A 17,305-nucleotide genomic window follows, 5' to 3' on the forward strand; every position below is an offset into this window, starting at 1 on the left:
GCAACGTCATGCCGCTCGTGGTCAGATGGAATCAATGTGGCGCTTGTTCGGCGGGCACCGCCTCGATAATCACAAAGGCTTGAGCAAGCGGGAAATCGTCGGTGATGGTGAGATGGATCACCGCGCGGTGGCCCTTCGGCAGGATCTTCTCCAGCCTGGCGGCGGCGCCGCCGGCCAGCGCCATGGTCGGCGCGCCGCTCGGCAGGTTGATCACGCCCATGTCGCGCCAGAACACGCCCTCGGCCATGCCGGTGCCCAGCGCCTTGGCGCAGGCCTCCTTGGCGGCGAAGCGCTTGGCGTAGGACGCCGCGCGGGCGGCCCGCTTCTCCGACTTGGCCTGCTCGACCTCGGTGTAGATGCGCTGGATGAAGCGCTGGCCGTGCCGTTCCAGCGATTTCTCGATGCGTCTGATGTCGATGAGGTCGCTGCCGATGCCGATGATCATTCCGCCGGCACTTCCCGTCCGCCCTGGCGCGCTTTCTTCTCGGCACGCTCGGCCATGCGCTTCTTGCGCTGCTCGCGGAACACGGTCATGCCCCAGCGCGTGACGCCGTAGAACACGAGCCCGAAGACCAGGCCAAGCGGCACCGCGCCGATCAGCATCGGCTCCAGGACGGGATGCCAGAGCTTTGCGAAGGAGAGCTTGTGCAGCATTTCGCCAAGATGCTCTGGCGGCCCGTGCTTGGGCAGGCGCTCATGCAGGAGCAGCTTGCCGGTTTCCCAGGACGCGCCCCACAGCAGCGGGGAGGTCAGCGGATTGCCGAAAAACACGGCGCCGAGCGCCGCCGCGACCAGATTGCCGGCGATCACCCAGCAAAGCACCGCGGCAACCACGAAATGGGCGCCAAGCGGGAAGAAGGAGGCAAAAACACCCGCAGCGACACCGGCGGCGACCGAATGCGGCGTCGCCTTCAGCCGCAGGATGCGCTTGGAGAAATACTGCACGGAACGCGAGAACGAGCGGCGCGGCCATAGATAAGTACGCACCCGCTCCAGGAGGCCATCAGGCTCTCGGCGTCGAAAAAGCACTCTGTTCCAGTTCCCGGTCCAACACGCGCTGCCCCTGCCCACCGGGTCGCGCCAACACATCTTGCGCTCCGATGGCGCAGAAAGGCAACAAACTTTGATATAGGGACGGCAAGGCCGCACAACAACGAAACGCCGCCGCGATGGTCTGCCGCAGGCCTGTAACAAGCCCCCCATTCTGGCGAAACTGAGGAAAACAACAGGGATTCCCAGCCGATGATCACCATTCGACCGGCGCGGGCCGAGGATGCCGGGGCCTTGCCCTCAATCGAACAGTCGGCCGGAGAAGCGTTCCGCACCATCCCGGAATTGGCGTGGCTCGCCGATGGCGACAATATCAGCGCAGAGCGGCACCGCGCGCTGATCGCCGGCGGCGCATGCTGGGTTGCCGCCGAGGAGAAGGGCCGGCCGGTAGGCTTCCTGAGCGCCGGGATCGAGGGCGATGCGCTCCATATCTCGGAGTTGGACGTGCGCCTCGACCGGCAGGGCTCGGGCATCGGCCGGGCTTTGCTCGAACGGGCGGTCGCGGACGCCAGGCGGCGCGGCCTTGTCGCGGTGACGCTGACAACGTTTCGCGCCGTCGCCTGGAACGCCCCTTTCTATCGCAAGTTCGGATTTCGCATCCTGGAAGGCGCAGAGATCGACGGACGGCTGACCGGCCTGCTCGGCGACGAGGCCGAGCACGGCATGCCTTCCGACCAGCGCTGCGCCATGCGGCTCGATCTCAGGTGAGTGGATACTCGCTGACCTCGACCAGATTGTCGTCCGGATCGCGGAAATAGACCGACATCATCGCGCCGCGCGCGCCGGTGCGTTCGACCGGGCCGACTTCGATCGCCACGCCATTGGCCACGAGGCTGGCCTGGACTTCGGCAAGCGGCACCGCCGCGACGAGGCAGAAATCGCCGGAACCCGGCGTCGGCGCCTTTGCCTTCGGCTCGAAAGTACGGCCGGCCTCATGCAGGTTGATCTTCTGCGAGCCGAACACAAGGGCGGTCGGCCGGTTCGGCTCATCGAGCCGCTTCATGCCAAGGACGCGCTGGTAGAAGTCGCAGGTCGCTTCGACCGAGCGAACCGTCAGCACGAAATGGTCGATGCCAGCGATCATTGCAGAGGCCTCAGATATTGCGGCTTCCCGGCTTGACGGCCGGAATGGCGGCGAGTTCCGGCGGCAGGCGGTCGGCGGGATAGGCCGGCACCTCATATTCGGCGAGCGCGATCAGCGGCACGCCGACATCGGTCTTGCCGGCCGAGCGGTCGATGATGCACGCAGCCGCCACGACCTCGGCGCCGAGCTTGCGCAGGCAGTCGATGGTCTCCCGGATCGACAGGCCGGTGGTAACGATGTCCTCGACGATGACGACGCGCGAGCCTTTGGCGATCTCGAAGCGGCGCAGCCTGAACTCGCCCCCTTCCCGTTCGACCCAGATCGCCGGCGCGCCGAGGTGGCGCGAGGTTTCATAGGCCGGGATCAGGCCGCCGATGGCCGGACCGACGACATAGTCGATCCTGCCCGGCACGCTTTCCCGGATCTTCTCGGCCAGCGCCTTGCACAGGCGTTCGGTCTTGTCGGCATGCATGAAGACACGCGCCTTCTGCAGGAACACCGGGCTGCGCAGGCCGGACGTCAGGATGAAATGACCTTCAAGAACGGCGCCGGCCTCGCGGAAAATGCCCAGCACTTCATCGGTGTTCATTTGTTCCCCCTTTGGCGAGTGGTGAATGGTGAATGGTGAATGGTAGTGAGAGCACCTTCTATTCACTATTCACTATTCACTATTCACTATTCACTATTCACTATTCACTATTCACTATTCACTATTCACTATTCACTATTCACTATTCACTATTCACTAATCACTATTCACTATTCACCCATTCACGCGCCGCGCATCGCTGACGCTCGAATTGTCCTTGAGCTGCGACAAGAGCCTGTTGAGATGTTTCAGGTCCCAGACCTCGAGGTCGATCAGCATCTCGGTGAAATCGGGCGCCGTGCGGATCATCGACAGCGTATGGATATTCGCGTCGTTGGACGCGACGACCTGAGCGATATCGGCCAAGGATCCCGGCGCATTGATGGCGGTGACCGAGATGCGCGCCGGGAAACGTTCCTTGGTGCGCTCGTCGATGTCCCAGCGCACGTCGATCCAGCGCTCGGGCTGATCGTCGAAGGCCTGCAGCGCCGGCGACTGGATCGGGTAGATGGTGATGCCGGTTCCGGGCTGGATGATGCCGACGATACGGTCTCCGGGCACGGCACCTTCCGGCGCGAAGCGCACCGGCAGGTCGCCACGCACGCCGCGGATCGGCACCGCGCCGTCGCGCGGCTGGTCCTTGTCCTTGCGCGCTGCGCGCGTACCGGGCATCTGGAACAGCATGCCGGCGGCGTTGCGGATCTTCGACCAGCCCTCCTCGCGCTGCTTGGGCGCGGCGACCGTCACGCGCTCGTCCTTATAGTCGGGAAAGACCGCCTTCATGACGTCGGTGGAGCTCAACTCGCCGCGGCCAACCGAAGCCAGCACATCCTCGATATCCTTGCGCGCCAGGCGGTGCAGCACCGGCTTCAGGCTCTCCTTGGTGAAGGTCTTGCCGGCGCGCTCGAAGGCGCGTTCCAGGATGCGGGCGCCGAGGCCGGAATATTGCTTGCGGATCGCGTTCTTGGTGGCGCGGCGGATGGCGGCGCGCGCTTTGCCGGTGACCACGACCGATTCCCAGGCGGCGGGCGGCACCTGCGCCTTGGAGCGGATGATCTCGACCTCGTCGCCGTTCTTCAACTCGGTCATCAGCGGCATGATGCGGCCATTGACCTTTGCGCCGACGCAGGTGTCGCCGACATCGGTGTGTACGGCATAGGCGAAGTCGATCGGTGTGGCGCCGCGCGGCAGCGCGATCAGCATGCCCTTGGGCGTGAAGCAGAAGACCTGGTCCTGGAACAGCTCCAGCTTGGTGTTCTCGAGGAAATCCTCCGGATTGTCGCCTTCGGCCAGTTGCTCGATGGTGCGCCTGAGCCAGGCATAGGCGTTGGTCTCCTTGGAGATCGCATGGCCGGCGCCGTTCATCTTGCCGCCGGTATCCTTGTAGATCGAATGCGCGGCGACACCGTATTCGGCTATTTTGTTCATCTCCTTGGTGCGGATCTGCAATTCGACGCGCTGGCGCGACGGGCCGACGATGGTGGTGTGGATCGAGCGGTAGTCGTTCTGCTTGGGCGTCGAGATGTAGTCCTTGAAACGGCCGGGCACCATCGACCAGGTGGTGTGGATGGCGCCAAGCGCGCGGTAGCAGTCGTCGACCGAATCGACGACGACACGGAAGCCGAAAATGTCGGAGAGCTGTTCGAAGGAGAGCGCCTTGGCCTCCATCTTGCGGAACACCGACCACGGTTTCTTCTGCCGGCTCTTCACGCTCGCCTTGATGGCGTGTTTCTCGAACAGGCCGGACAGCGCCGTCTCGATCTCCTGAAGGACGCCCTTGTTGCGCTCGAAAATCTCGGCAAGCCTCGCGGTGACGGCGCGATAGGCTTCCGGATTGATGTAGCGGAAGGCGATTTCCTCCAGTTCCTCGCGCATGCCTTGCATGCCCATGCGGCCGGCGAGCGGCGCATAGATGTCCATCGTCTCCTCGGCGATGCGCAGGCGCTTGGACTCGGGCATATGGTCGAGCGTGCGCATGTTGTGCAGGCGGTCGGCGAGCTTGACGAGGAGAACGCGGATATCCTCGGAGATCGCGAGCAGAAGCTTGCGCAGATTCTCCGCCTGCTCGGCCTTCTTGGAAACGAGGTCGAGCTTCTTCAGCTTGGTGAGCCCTTCGACCAGCTTGCCCATTTCGGGGCCGAACAATTCGTCGATCTCGGCCCTGGTCGCGGTCGTGTCCTCGATCGTGTCGTGCAGCAGCGCGACAGCGATGGTCGCCTCGTCCATGTGCATGTCGGTGAGGATGGCGGCGACTTCCAGCGGATGCGAGAAATAGGGATCGCCGGAGGCGCGCTTCTGGTGGCCATGCTTCTGCATGGCGTAGACATAGGCCTTGTTGAGCAGCGCCTCGTTGACGTCAGGCTTGTAGCGCTGCACGCGCTCGACAAGCTCATACTGACGCATCATGGGCGGGATCTCGCGGTGCTGAAATGATTGATGCGCCGCACCAAGGTGCGACGCATCCCATAGATAGCCACGAAACTTACGAGACGGAAGTGCCGGATGGTTGATCCAAGCGAGTTCCGGGAAGAGCTTTTCAGAATTCGCTCAGCCGAGTCGCATGGTGTGGTTTTCGAGAACCGGAGCGGAGCGGACATTCAGGTCCGTGAGCACCGGAAGCGCAGAAAACCGCGCCAGTGGCTGAGGAGAATTATCAAAAGCTCTTAGTAATCGTCGCTCTTTTCCGGGGGTACCAGGCCTTCGATGCCGGCCAGCAGATCTTCCTCGCTCATGCGGTCGAAAGCGATGTTCTCCTCGGCATCGTCGGCGTCGGCTGCGACAACGGTCGCGCCGGTCTGGTCGGTGATCGCCTCGCCCTCGGCTTCCGGCTCATCGACCTCGACATGCTTCTGCAGCGAGTGGATCAGGTCTTCCTTGAGGTCGTCGGGCGACAGCGTCTCGTCGGCGATCTCGCGCAGCGCGATGACCGGGTTCTTGTCATTGTCGCGCGGAACGGTGATCTGCGCGCCCTGGCTGATCTGGCGGGCGCGGTGGCCGGCGAGCAGCACGAGTTCAAAACGGTTGTCGACCTTGTCGATGCAATCTTCAACGGTTACGCGGGCCATGGACTGCCCCTTTCATGCGATGGATTTGATGGAAAGCTGGCGCGCTCCATAACGCGGGCGCGGCCGAAATACAAGCTTTTTGGGGCCAGCGCCAACTTGGCCGCCCTCTCGCCCGGCTCATCATCTGAGCGCGCCATGGTCAGCTTAGATAGTCGCGATCACAATTGCTTGCAATGCGAGGCCTGCCCTTGGATATCCACAAATTGCGCGTTATCTCGGATGTGACGGTACCGAGGTCCATTTGTCGGGCCTATTCGTCGAACGCTTTTAAGACGACAGAATTTTTTGAAAGGGATGTTTTTCAATGTTCGATCCCCGTGAAAAGATCGCTCTTTTCATCGACGGCGCCAATCTCTACGCCACCTCGCGCGCGCTGGGCTTCGACATTGACTACCGCAAGCTTCTGTCGAGCTTTCAGAAGCGCGGCTATCTGTTGCGCGCCTATTATTACACCGCGCTGGTCGAGGATCAGGAATATTCCTCGATCCGGCCGCTGATCGACTGGCTCGACTATAATGGCTTCAAGGTGGTGACCAAGCCCGCCAAGGAATTCACCGACTCGACCGGCCGCCGCAAGATCAAGGGCAACATGGACATCGAGCTGACCGTCGATGCACTGGAGCTTGCCGACGTCGTCGACCACTATGTCATCTTCTCCGGCGACGGCGACTTCCGCACGCTGGTCGAGGCGCTGCAGCGGCGCGGCCGCAAGGTGTCGATCATCTCCACCATGGCTTCGCAGCCGCCGATGATTTCCGACGATCTGCGTCGCCAGGCCGATCACTTCATCGATCTGATGACGCTGAAGAGCGAAGTGGGCCGCGACCCGTCCGAACGGCCGGTGCGCCGGCCGGAACCCGCCGAAGTCGACGAGGACGATTATTGACGGGCGCCGGCCTTGAGCGCCGCGCCCTCCCCCGAACCCAGCCGCGACTGCCCGCTTTGCCCGCGACTGCATGATTTCATCGCTGCCTGGCGCGAGCGCGAGCCCAGCTGGTTCAACGCGCCGGTGCCGACTTTCCTGCCACCCGAGGGTGAAGATTCAGTCCGCCTGCTGATCGTCGGGCTGGCGCCTGGGCTGCGCGGCGCCAACCGGACCGGCCGCCCCTTCACCGGCGACTATGCCGGGGACATGCTCTACGGCACGATGATCGCGCATGGCCTGGCACGCGGCGAGTTCAAGGCGCGGCCGGATGACGGGCTGGAACTTGTCGGCACGGCGATCACCAATGCGGTGCGCTGCGTGCCGCCGGAGAACAAGCCGGTGGGCGCCGAGATCGCCACCTGCCGGACTTTTCTGAGACCGACCATCGCGCGCTTTCCCAATCTGCGCGCCATACTGACGCTGGGTTCTATCGCGCACCAGTCGACAGTGCGGGCGCTGGGCGAGCGCGTCGCGGCCATTCCGTTCCGCCATGGCGGAAGGCAGGAGGCCGGCGGCATCGCGCTGTTTTCCAGCTATCACTGCTCGCGCTACAACACCAATACGGGCGTGCTGACGGAAGAAATGTTCGTCAGCGTGTTCAAGGAGATTGCGGCGTTCCTGAAGAACTAGATTCAAGCGCCCCGATGGTCCGGCGGTTATACCGGCAGCAGCGCATCCGGCTTCACGTCGCCGATCGAGGCGTAAGTGTGCGTCTCCTTCACGCCGGGCAGCGGCAGGATGACCCGGGTCAGGAAATCCTGATAGGCGGCCATCTCCGCGATGCGCGCCTTTACCAGATAGTCGAAGCCGCCGACGACCATATGGCATTCCAGCACCTCTGGCGCCTTGGTCACCGCCTCGGCAAACCGCTCGAAAATATGGGGCGCTGTATGGTCGAGACGCACCTCGATGAAGACGAGCGTGCCACGCCCGATCTTTGCCGGATTGAGCACGGCCCTGACCGCGGTGATGTAGCTTTCCCGAAACAGCCGCTTAACGCGGAGGCTGGTGCCGGTCGGCGACAGGCCGACACGCGCCGCCAGATCGAGTGTGGTACGGCGTCCATCTTCCTGCAGCAACCGCAGAAGATTGCGGTCGATCGCGTCGAGGTCGCTTGCTTCCGGATTCACTTTAAAACTGCCTTCTTGATGTGAGTTCCGCTGCCATTTTCCAAAATGAGCGTATTTCAACGCAGGAACCTGAACAATAGCCTGCGCTTTGGCCGCAGCCGTGGAGATGGTCTTCACCTGAGGTGACCCATGGGTGGCAGGTCGTGGCGGACGCAGCGGACACAGGAAATACGAGACTGGCGATCATCGCCGGCCTCACCATGATCGGCATCTACGCTATCCAATTCGTCGCCGCGCGCTTCAGCCTCAGGGACCATCTGACGGCGACGGATCTCGCCGCCTTGCGCTTTGGCGGCGCCGGGTTGATCTTTCTGCCGATCGTCTGGCGCGGCGGCTTCGCAAGCATGAGGGCGCTTGGATGGCGACGGGCCCTGGCTTTGGCGGCGCTGGCCGGATTGCCTTATCCGCTGATCATCAATTGGGGCCTGACCTATGCCCCTGCGCCCATGCCGCGGCGCTATGTCCAGCCTCGATCGTCTTCTTTTCGTTCCTGCTGTCGCGCATCGTCTTCCATGACGGCGCTTCGCAGCAACGGACCATCGGTGTCCTGGCGATCATCGCCGGCCTGTTCCTGTTCATCGCGCCGGCGCGCAACGGAGCCGGCAGCGTTCTCTTCGGCGATATGCTTTTCATCGGATCGGGGCTGATGTTTTCGGCCTATGCCGTTCTTGTCCGGCGCTGGCATGCCGATCCCGTCACGGCGACAGCCGCGGTGGTGCTGCTGTCCTGCCTGCCGCTGCCGGTTCTCTATCTCCTGGCACCAAGCCAAATCCATGCCGCGGCCGTCGGGGAAATCATCGCTCAGATCGTGATCCAGGGGATTCTGGCCGGCGCGGCAGCCATGTTCCTCTACACTTACATTGTCCGGCAACAGGGGCCGCAGACGGCATCGCTGTTCCTGCCCGGCATACCGATCGCCACCGTGCTTGTCGGCATGGCCGTACTCGGCGAAACGCCGATGATGATCCAGTTCGCAGCCATAGCCATCATGGCCGCCGGAATGGGCTTGTCGGCGATCGGAGGACGTATTGCCAGCAAACGTCTTGGTGCACCGGCGCCGGGAGGATCGTGAGCCTTCAGCGGCGCGGCAAACACTTCAAGGGCCTGCAATTCGAGGCGTCGGCGCGAACAGCTCGGCCAGCGTCTCGCGGCTGCCCTTCAGCACGTTGAGATCGACATCGCCTTCGATGCCGTCGACGCGGCCCATATTGTGATACTGCCAGTAGATCCAGTCCCTCTCGCGCGGCCTGATCGCCAATGAACGCAGCCAGCGCTGGCGCGCGATGATGGTTGCGGAATAGGCGTCGGCCGCCTCGTCGGTCAGGTAGAAGATCGCCTGCTTGCCGAACGCCGTCTCGACCGGACCGAGGAAAGCGGCAAGCTCGGTGTTCAACTGCTCAGGCGATGGCCGCTGCGGACAGTTGCCGCCGAATTCGATATCGACCACCGGCGGCAAAAGCGGCTCGCCGCGCGGCACCACGGCAATGAAATTCTTCGCCTGGTCGGCGCCCGGCCGGCAGAAGGTGAAGAAGTGATAGGCGCCGACAGCAAGGCCGGCCGCGCGGGCTTCGCGTAGATTCGTGGCGAACAGGGTGTCGACATGCGTGCCGCCTTCGGTCGCCTTGATGATGGCGAAGGCGACATCGTCGGCCGCGACGCGCCGCCAGTCGATCTTGCCCTGGTGGTGCGAGACATCGATGCCGCGGATCGGGAACTCCGCGCGGTCCGGCGAAAAGCCACGGAACCAGAAATAGGCGCCGACCGCGACGGCACAGGCGACAACCACGCCGGCAACGCTCCAGAAAACGATCCGCTTCCCCAAAAATGGCCCCCTGTCGGAAGGTGCGTTGGCGCCGGAACAGAGGAGTGCCCGGTGGCTTTTTTCAGGCGCGTTTGAAAAGCCTAGCCGCGCTCTTTCAGCAGCCGGCCCTTCTCGCGCGACCAGTCACGCTGCTTTTCGGTCTCGCGCTTGTCGTGCAGTTTCTTGCCGCGGGCGACGGCCAAGAGCAGCTTGGCGCGGCCGCGGTCGTTGAAATAGATTTTCAGCGGCACCAGCGTCATGCCCTCGCGCTCGACGCTTTGCGAGAGTTTGGCCATCTCGCGTTTCGAGACCAGCAATTTGCGGCGCCGGCGCGGCTCGTGGTTGAAGCGGTTGGCCTGCAGATATTCCGGCAGATAGGAATTGATCAGCCAGATCTCGCCGCCCTCCGCGGAGGCGTAACTCTCCTGGATGTTGGCCTGGCCCTGGCGCAGCGACTTGACCTCGGTGCCGGTCAGCACCAAGCCGGTCTCGATCGTGTCGAGCACCTCGTAGGAAAAGCGCGCCTTGCGGTTTTCGGCGACCGTCCTGTTGTTGGGGTCGGCTTTCTTGACTTGATTCATAATGCGGAGAGGTGGCGCCTCATCCCTAATTAATCAAGCCGGCGTGCTTCATCGCCTGGTCGATCTTTTCGGCCGTCGAAGCCTCGATCGTCACCAGCGGCGAGCGCACCACGTTTTCGACCTTGCCAAGCTTCGAGAGCGCATATTTGGCGCCGCACAGGCCGGGCTCGATGAAGATCGCCTTATGCAGCGGCAAGAGCCGGTCCTGCAGCTCGAGCGCCTTGGCACTGTCGACGGAGAGTGTCGCTTCCTGGAATTCGGCGCAGAGCCGCGGCGCGACATTGGACGTCACCGAGATGCAGCCGACGCCGCCATGGGCGTTGAAGCCAAGCGCCGAGGCATCCTCGCCCGAGAGCTGGATGAAGTCCTTGCCGCAGGTCATGCGCTGCTCGGAGACACGTTCGACCTTGCCGGTGGCATCCTTGACGCCGACGATGTTCTTGAAGTCGTGGGCCAGCCTGCCCATCGTCTCGGGCGTCATGTCGATCACCGAGCGCGGCGGGATGTTGTAGATGATGATCGGCAGGCTGGTCGCCCGGGCGACAGCCGCGAAATGCTCATAAAGGCCGCGCTGCGTGGGCTTGTTGTAGTAAGGCGTGACGACAAGGGCGGCATCGGCTCCGGCCTGTTCGGCGTACTTCACCAAGCCGACCGCTTCCTCGGTATTGTTGGAGCCTGCGCCTGCCACGACCGGCACCCTGCCCTTGGCCACCTCGATGGCGACCTTCACGACATGGCGGTGCTCATCATGCGAGAGCGTCGGCGACTCGCCTGTGGTGCCCACCGGGACGAGGCCCTTGGTGCCCTCGGCGATCTGCCATTCGATGAAAGCGCGAAAGGCTTTCTCGTCGAAACGCCCGCTCTTTTCGAACGGTGTGACGAGCGCAGTCAGCGAGCCTCTCAGCATGTCTTCCAAACTCCTTGGAACTTCGTTGATCTGATACATGTCGTTGTCCCAAAACCGGTACCCCTGGGCGACATGCATCGACGTTTTATTTGCGCGCCTTCTAACCGAAAGCGAAGCCGCGCACCATAGTCTCGACATGGTTCAGCGGCAAGCATCGGCGTGGTGCCAGCAAGCGCAATTCGAACGGCCTCGATAACCTTTTGTTTACGAGCCTTTCACGACCTAAGTTTAGGCTCTGCTTCGGGGCTCCCGGTCCCCGCGCCTGCTGACGATGTGCTAGGATTGCAACCATGCCGACGAGGCGGCCTCATCTCTTCGCGCTTTTCGGCGCGATCGTCGCGCTGACGCCCACCATGGCGATCGGCGGCAGCGTCGATGCGCGCGCGACGGCTTCTATTCCCATGCCCGACGCGCCGCAGGCGCCTGGCCAGACGTCGGTCGCCCCCGACATCGCGCAATTGAAGAGCGGGCTCGACGCGCTTGCCGCCAACAACATCGTCGGCGCGCGCAATGCCCGCGACACGCTGCCCGCCACTTCACTCGACCGGCACATCCTGGCCTGGGCGATCGCGCTCTATGGCGGCGACCAGGTGCCGAGCGGCGAGATTGCCGATGCCGCCAAGATGCTTCCCGGATGGCCGGGCACGATCGCGCTGCGCAAGAACAGCGAACGTGCGCTCTATCGCGAAAATCCGCCGCCGCAAATGGTGGTTCAGGCTTTTGGCCGCAGCCAGCCGCTGACGCCCGAGGGCGTCATCATCCTTGCCCGCTCGCAGGTGGCGCTTGGCAACCAGGCGGCTGCGCGTGCGGTGCTGGTGCCCTTCTGGCGCACGGAAAAGCTGGAAGCCAAGGACGAGAGCGCCATCATCAAGGAGTTCGGTACGCTGATCCCGGCGGCCGACCATCGCTACCGCATGGAGCGCATGTTTTACGCCGACCGGCCGGCCTCGGCGCTGCGCGTTGCCGGTCTCGCCGGCGCACAGCAGCTGGCCGATGCCTGGGCGGCGGCCGACAAGGGCGACAAGAACGCCGCCAAGCTGTTGAAAGCGGTGCCGGCGGCGCAACGCTCGGCCGGCTATTTCTTCGCCGAGGCGGAATATCTGCGCAAGCAGCAGAAATTCACTGACGCCGCTGCCGTCGTGATGAAGGCGCCGACCGACCGCGATTCGCTGGTCGACCCCGATGCCTGGTGGGTGGAACGGCGTGTGCTCTCGCGCGAGCTGGTCGATCAGGGCGACATGAAGACCGCCTACAGAATCGTCTCCATGCATGCGGCCGAAAGCCCGGCCAACGCTGCCGAGGCCGAATTTCATGCCGGGTGGTACGCGCTGCGCGGCCTCAACGATCCGGCGACGGCGGCCAGCCACTTCACGCGCATCACCGAGCTCGCCCAGGGACCGGTGTCGCTGTCGCGCGCCTATTACTGGCTCGGCCGCGCGGCGGAAGTCGGCGGCCCGGGCAGCGCCAAGGACTATTTCACGCGCGCGGCCAGCTATGGCACGACCTTCTATGGCCAGCTCGCCGGCGAGCGCGTGGGTCTGAGGACGCTCAACATCGTCTATCCGAAGCCGAGCGCGGCCGACCGCCAAAGTTTTGACGGGCGCGAGGCGGTGAGCGCGATCAAGCGGCTGCAGGAGGCGGGCTACGACCGCTATGCCGAGACGCTCTACCGCGACCTTGCCGGGCAATTGACCAGCCCCGGCGAGCTGGCGCTGCTTGCGGTGCTGGCCGAGAAGCAGGGCAATCATTTCATGGCGCTGAAGGTCGGCAAGATCGCCGCGCAGCGCGGCATCGATGTCGGCGCGCTGTCGCATCCGCTCGGCGTCATTCCCGATACAGCCAATATTTCCGGGTCCGGCAAGGCGCTCGCCTACGCCATTGCCCGCCAGGAAAGTGAATTCAATGTCGGCGCCGTTTCCAGCGCCGGCGCGCGCGGCCTGCTGCAGTTGATGCCGGGCACGGCCAAGCAGTTGGCGAAGAAGGCCGGCATGATTTTCTCGCAGGCGCGGCTGACGAGCGATGCCGGCTACAATGCGACGCTTGGCTCGGCTTTCCTCGGCGAACAGCTCGACCGCTTCGGCGGCTCCTATGTGCTGACCTTCGCCGGCTACAATGCCGGCCCCAACCGCGCCGCCCAGTGGGTGGCGAAATACGGCGACCCGCGCGGCAAGGACGTGGATGCGGTCGTCGACTGGATCGAGCGGATTCCCTACACAGAAACAAGAAGTTACGTGCAGCGCGTGATGGAGAATTATGAGGTCTACAAGATGCGTATTTCGGGCAAATACGACATCGTGGGCGATCTGGTGAACGGGCGGGGGTGAGGCGGCGTCCGCAAGGCGTTTAAGGTCGAGTTCCTTCGCGCCCCCCTCTGTCCTGCCGGACATATCCCCACTTGGGGGGAGATCAGCTGTCGCGCCGGCTTTCGCCAGCCTCCAGCGCCGCAGAATAGGTGAGCCGTGCGAACTGCCAATCTCCCCCCTTGTGGGGGAGATGTCCGGCAGGACAGAGGGGGGCGCTGTCCCGCCAGCGTAAGATACTTCCTGCGCTGCTTCCTATTTGACGATCCTCACTCTCGCCTGTAGCTGTCCCTTCGATCCAGCGAGCACAGCACTCCGATGACGAGCGACGAAGGTTTCTCCGACTTTTTTTATACCGCACCCGATGGCCTGAAACTCCATGCACGGATTTACGGCAACGCGAACACTGGCGCCTGGCCAGTCGTCTGCCTGCCCGGTCTCACCCGCAATGCCCGCGACTTCCATGAACTGGCGCTCTACGTGTCAGGCAAGGCGAAGAGGCCACGCAAGGTGATAGTCTTCGACTATCGCGGGCGCGGGCTGTCAGATTACGATCCGGATATCAGCCACTATAATGTCGGGGTCGAAGCCGGGGACGTGCTTGCCGGCCTGTCCGCGCTCGGCATCGAACAGGCCGCCTTCATCGGCACCTCGCGCGGCGGCCTGATCATCCATGTGCTCGGCGCGCTGAAGCCGACCGTGCTGAAGGCCGTCGTGCTCAACGACATTGGCCCTGTGATCGAGGCGGAGGGGCTGGCCCATATCCGCTTCTATCTCGACCGCGCGCCGAAGCCGAAGACACTCGCCGAGGCGGTGGATACCCAGCGGCGCGTGCATGGCGCCGATTTTCCGGCGCTCACCGACGTCGACTGGGCGCGGATGGTCCGGGCAATCTGCCGCGAGACGGCGGCCGGCTGGGTGCCGGATTTCGATCCGGCGCTGGTCGACACGCTGGCCAACGTCGATTTTTCGAAGCCGCTGCCGGATCTGTGGCCGCAGTTCGAGGCTTTGGCCGCCATTCCGCTGCTTGCCATTCGTGGAGCAAACTCGAAACTTCTGTCCGTGGCGACATTTGAGGAGATGGGCAGGCGTCATCCCGGCATGGAATCGATCACCGCCGAAGGCCAGGGCCACGCGCCCTTCCTCGAAACCGGCGATTTGCCGGAGCAGATCGCCGCGTTTCTCGGTCGAGAGGAAAACCAAGTCAAACAAAAGTAAAGCCCGAGACTATATCGGCCCCGGGCTTCGTGCTGAAGTATAGAATTTCATCCGCCAGCGGGGCCGATCCGACCGGCCTATTCGCCTTTCGAGCGCTTGCGGGGCGCCTTGACTTGTTCCAACCCTTTCGCCTTCCGAGGCGATGGGGTCGAGGTCGGCGTGGTGAGGGGCGACGCGAACACGGAGTTCTCCGCCGACCGCGCCGAGGCTTCATCGCCGCGTGGCTTCTCGAGAACGACGACACAGCCATCGAGATCGTTGGTGGCGAGGTGCGCGTAACGCATGGTCATCGACAGCGTCTGGTGGCCAAGCCACATCTGGACGCGCCTGATGTCGATACCGCCCTGAACGAGGCGGGAAGCACAAGTGTGACGCAAAATATGCGGCACCACCTGCTCGTCGGCGCCGAGACCGACCTCGGCCTTCGCCTCGTTCCAGATGGCGCGGTACTGCGCTTGGCTGAGCTTGGTGAACGGGCCCTTCGGCCGGCGACCTTCGGTGTTTGGCGGCAGCTTTATCACCTCCTTGACCCGTTCGGTCATCGGAATGGTGCGGCTGCGGCCGGATTTGGTGATCCAGAAGGAGACGCGGTGTTCCTGGATGTCGTTCCAGATCAGGCCGAGCGCCTCGCCCAGGCGGCAGCCGGTATCGACCAGGAAGACGGAGAGCCTGTAGGCATCCTCGCTGCGGCTCCTGATCGCGGCAAACAGCCTCGCCTCTTCGTCCCTTTCAAGGAAACGAATCCGTCCCGCCCGCTCCTTCTGGCGGCGGAACTCGGGCAGGCTGTGGATATCTCCCATCTTATGAGCCTTGCGCAGCAGCTTGCTGAGTGCAGCCATCTTGCGATTGATGGTTGCGTTGCTGTTCCCGCGCTGGCGCAAGGTACCGATAAGATTGTCCAGGGTGTTCTGGTCAAAGGTGCTGAAACGCTCTCCGAGAAGGATCTCGTCTATTTCACCGATGAAAGAGCTGACATTGTATTTATGCCGCCCATCATCCCAGAGTATATCCCGGTATGCTGCAAAGAGTTCCCCGATCCTGTACGATTTTACTTCCCGGATCTTGTTGTATGTGTACCTAAACTTCGAGTTCTGGGAAGAAAATACCGCAAAATGACCAGAGGGTTCCCCCTCTTGAATCGCTTCGTTCGACATTTTTAGCCACACCCCCTGTGGTTAAGCTTTCAGCCCTAACCGTTCGGAGATGTCCTTTCAAGAGTTTTCGAATCTTGCAGCCGACCCCCTCCGCCAGTGGCGGATCCCACAAAGTCGCTCCACAGACCCGATCAGCTTACCGTTTCACCCCCATCCTTTCGTTTGCTTCGACCAATCGCGAAAACAAAACGGCCCGGGCGTGGAGACGCCCGGGCCGGATTCCAATTGTAACAGTCCAGCCCTTAGAAGGAGCGCTGGAAGCGGAGCATGCCGCCGATGGCGTCGTCGTTACCAGCAGAGATACCGGTCCAGTTGTGGTTCGTGCCACGGGTATCGGCTTCGTCGATTTTGCCTGCATTGACGTAGTCGACTTCGGCCGTAACCGTGAAGCCGGGAACGATATCGTAGGCGATGTTGGCGGCGATGCCGAGGTTCTCACCTTCGTCATACGAGACCTGAGCGTTGAACGAGGTCTTCTCGTTGAACTTATAGGTGCCACCGCCCCACACTGCCCAGTTTTCGTCCCACTGCTTGTAGAAGCCGCGACCGCCGGCTGCGAAGGTATAGGTCGGGTCACTGTAGTTGTCATCGGTGCCGTAGCCGCCCATGATGAAGAGCGACAGCGCGTCGTTGACGTTCACGTCCAAACGAACCTTGCCGGCAACTTCTTCATAGTTGCTGTCGTAGGCAACGACGCCGGTGATGGCGCCCCACCCTTGAGTCCACTTCACGCCGCCGACGACATGCGGAACGTAGCTGTCGATCGTGCCCACGCCGTAGGAGCCGTCCGTGCCGCCGCCCGAGCCTTCTTCGAGCGAGATCACGGCCGAGAAGCCGTTGCCTGCGTCGAAGTAGTACTGGACAACGTTGGTGTCGAAATCACCGTAGGGAACCAGCGTATCCTGGATGACGTTGCCGGCGTAGCCGATGAACGTGTTGAAGGCCGATTCGTCCTTACCGACGCGGAGGCCGCCGAGCTGGATCCAGGCGAAGTTCAGCGAAGTGCCCTTGTTGAAGGCCGGGTTGACGCCGAAATCGCGGTTGGTCGGATCACCAAGGTCGGCGTTGCGGTTGCCGAAGTTCCAGCGGGTCTCGACGTAGGTCTTCAACGTGCCGAGCTCGGTTTCCTGGCCGGTCCACAACTTCAGCGTGAAGCGGGCATTCTTGTAGAAGGTGTCGTTGCTGTCGCCGTCCTCAACATCGCGGGACGTCGCGCCGTCGAATGAGCCGACGTCGCCGACGCCGATGTCGTAACGGACATAGCCGCCGATGCGCAGGCAGGTCTCGGTGCCGGGGATGTAGAAGTAGCCCGAGCCGTAGACGTCGCAGATCTTGACGTATTCAGCCGGTTCCGGCTCGGCGACGGTCACCGCATCGGCGGCGCGGGCGCCCGAAACTGCGATCAGGGCCGCAGCTGAGCCGAGAAGAAGGCTCTTGATGTTCATTTTCTGACCTCCAGTCAAAAGTTAAAAAACGGGTCTGGGTATTTTTTGCTGAAGGA

18 protein-coding genes are annotated in these 17,305 nt (G+C 62.9%); 6 read left to right on the plus strand and 12 right to left on the minus strand.

Annotated elements, in window-relative coordinates; translation table 11 throughout:
* Positions 1-31: 31 nt before the first annotated feature.
* Together acpS and EN852_RS25375 are read right to left on the minus strand one after the other, a co-directional pair.
* Positions 32-445 carry a holo-ACP synthase gene (gene acpS / locus EN852_RS25370; RefSeq protein ID WP_127877710.1) on the minus strand — a complete coding sequence of 138 codons (414 nt, stop codon included), beginning with the start codon at positions 443-445 and terminating at the stop codon, positions 32-34.
* Entirely contained in the window at positions 442-1,029 is a 588-nt protein-coding gene (locus tag EN852_RS25375; RefSeq protein ID WP_127877708.1) for a DUF2062 domain-containing protein, read from the minus strand. Before EN852_RS25375 ends, acpS begins: the two co-directional genes overlap by 4 nt.
* A gap of 213 nt (positions 1,030-1,242) precedes the next feature.
* Between EN852_RS25375 and EN852_RS25380 the strand changes: the two genes are divergently transcribed.
* Positions 1,243-1,758, plus strand: a complete 516-nt coding sequence (locus EN852_RS25380; RefSeq protein WP_127877706.1) for a GNAT family N-acetyltransferase — start codon at positions 1,243-1,245, stop codon at positions 1,756-1,758.
* On the opposite strand, the gene EN852_RS25385 is transcribed toward EN852_RS25380, so the two are convergent.
* The 4 genes from EN852_RS25385 to rpoZ form a co-directional block, all read right to left on the minus strand.
* On the minus strand, positions 1,751-2,134 hold the full coding sequence (locus EN852_RS25385; RefSeq protein WP_127867231.1) for a VOC family protein: 384 nt from the start codon (positions 2,132-2,134) through the stop codon (positions 1,751-1,753). The genes EN852_RS25380 and EN852_RS25385 overlap by 8 nt on opposite strands.
* Before the next feature lie 10 nt (positions 2,135-2,144).
* Complete coding sequence (gene pyrE / locus EN852_RS25390) at positions 2,145-2,723, minus strand: orotate phosphoribosyltransferase (protein ID WP_127877704.1); 579 nt, start codon at positions 2,721-2,723, stop codon at positions 2,145-2,147.
* A 174-nt stretch (positions 2,724-2,897) separates the two neighbouring features.
* On the minus strand, positions 2,898-5,129 hold the full coding sequence (locus EN852_RS25395; RefSeq protein ID WP_127228528.1) for a bifunctional (p)ppGpp synthetase/guanosine-3',5'-bis(diphosphate) 3'-pyrophosphohydrolase: 2,232 nt from the start codon (positions 5,127-5,129) through the stop codon (positions 2,898-2,900).
* Positions 5,130-5,386: 257 nt separating this feature from the next.
* Positions 5,387-5,788, minus strand: a complete 402-nt coding sequence (rpoZ, locus tag EN852_RS25400; RefSeq protein ID WP_127877702.1) for a DNA-directed RNA polymerase subunit omega — start codon at positions 5,786-5,788, stop codon at positions 5,387-5,389.
* A gap of 304 nt (positions 5,789-6,092) precedes the next feature.
* Between rpoZ and EN852_RS25405 the strand changes: the two genes are divergently transcribed.
* Together EN852_RS25405 and EN852_RS25410 are read left to right on the plus strand one after the other, a co-directional pair.
* On the plus strand, positions 6,093-6,674 hold the full coding sequence (locus EN852_RS25405; protein ID WP_040984251.1) for an NYN domain-containing protein: 582 nt from the start codon (positions 6,093-6,095) through the stop codon (positions 6,672-6,674).
* 12 nt (positions 6,675-6,686) lie between these two features.
* Positions 6,687-7,343: a uracil-DNA glycosylase gene (locus EN852_RS25410; RefSeq protein ID WP_127877700.1), complete on the plus strand. Its 657-nt coding sequence runs from the start codon at positions 6,687-6,689 to the stop codon at positions 7,341-7,343.
* A gap of 26 nt (positions 7,344-7,369) precedes the next feature.
* Here the strand turns inward: EN852_RS25410 and EN852_RS25415 are convergent, their stop codons facing one another.
* Positions 7,370-7,843 carry an Lrp/AsnC ligand binding domain-containing protein gene (locus EN852_RS25415; protein WP_127877959.1) on the minus strand — a complete coding sequence of 158 codons (474 nt, stop codon included), beginning with the start codon at positions 7,841-7,843 and terminating at the stop codon, positions 7,370-7,372.
* A 418-nt stretch (positions 7,844-8,261) separates the two neighbouring features.
* On the opposite strand from EN852_RS25415, the gene EN852_RS25420 reads away from it, so the two are divergent.
* Complete coding sequence (locus tag EN852_RS25420) at positions 8,262-8,915, plus strand: DMT family transporter (protein WP_246694387.1); 654 nt, start codon at positions 8,262-8,264, stop codon at positions 8,913-8,915.
* Between the two features lie 24 nt (positions 8,916-8,939).
* On the opposite strand, the gene EN852_RS25425 is transcribed toward EN852_RS25420, so the two are convergent.
* The 3 genes from EN852_RS25425 to dapA form a co-directional block, all read right to left on the minus strand.
* Positions 8,940-9,629: a glycoside hydrolase family 25 protein gene (locus EN852_RS25425; RefSeq protein ID WP_246694388.1), complete on the minus strand. Its 690-nt coding sequence runs from the start codon at positions 9,627-9,629 to the stop codon at positions 8,940-8,942.
* A 116-nt stretch (positions 9,630-9,745) separates the two neighbouring features.
* Positions 9,746-10,225 carry an SsrA-binding protein SmpB gene (smpB, locus tag EN852_RS25430; protein ID WP_127877696.1) on the minus strand — a complete coding sequence of 160 codons (480 nt, stop codon included), beginning with the start codon at positions 10,223-10,225 and terminating at the stop codon, positions 9,746-9,748.
* A gap of 25 nt (positions 10,226-10,250) precedes the next feature.
* On the minus strand, positions 10,251-11,132 hold the full coding sequence (gene dapA / locus EN852_RS25435) for a 4-hydroxy-tetrahydrodipicolinate synthase (protein ID WP_127877957.1): 882 nt from the start codon (positions 11,130-11,132) through the stop codon (positions 10,251-10,253).
* A 290-nt stretch (positions 11,133-11,422) separates the two neighbouring features.
* On the opposite strand from dapA, the gene EN852_RS25440 reads away from it, so the two are divergent.
* On the plus strand, positions 11,423-13,456 hold the full coding sequence (locus EN852_RS25440) for a lytic transglycosylase domain-containing protein (RefSeq protein ID WP_127877694.1): 2,034 nt from the start codon (positions 11,423-11,425) through the stop codon (positions 13,454-13,456).
* 294 nt (positions 13,457-13,750) lie between these two features.
* On the plus strand, positions 13,751-14,650 hold the full coding sequence (locus tag EN852_RS25445; RefSeq protein ID WP_127877692.1) for an alpha/beta hydrolase: 900 nt from the start codon (positions 13,751-13,753) through the stop codon (positions 14,648-14,650).
* Positions 14,651-14,727: 77 nt separating this feature from the next.
* Here the strand turns inward: EN852_RS25445 and EN852_RS25450 are convergent, their stop codons facing one another.
* Together EN852_RS25450 and EN852_RS25455 are read right to left on the minus strand one after the other, a co-directional pair.
* Positions 14,728-15,804, minus strand: coding sequence for a site-specific integrase (locus tag EN852_RS25450; RefSeq protein ID WP_127877690.1), 1,077 nt, complete (start codon positions 15,802-15,804; stop codon positions 14,728-14,730).
* 242 nt (positions 15,805-16,046) lie between these two features.
* The gene (locus EN852_RS25455) at positions 16,047-17,249 is read right to left on the minus strand and encodes a porin (RefSeq protein ID WP_127877688.1); all 1,203 of its coding nucleotides are present in this window, start codon (positions 17,247-17,249) and stop codon (positions 16,047-16,049) included.
* Positions 17,250-17,305 lie beyond the last annotated feature (56 nt).

It is taken from the genome of Mesorhizobium sp. M2E.F.Ca.ET.209.01.1.1, from assembly GCF_004010375.2.
In the GTDB taxonomy this organism is placed as follows: Bacteria; Pseudomonadota; Alphaproteobacteria; order Rhizobiales; family Rhizobiaceae; genus Mesorhizobium.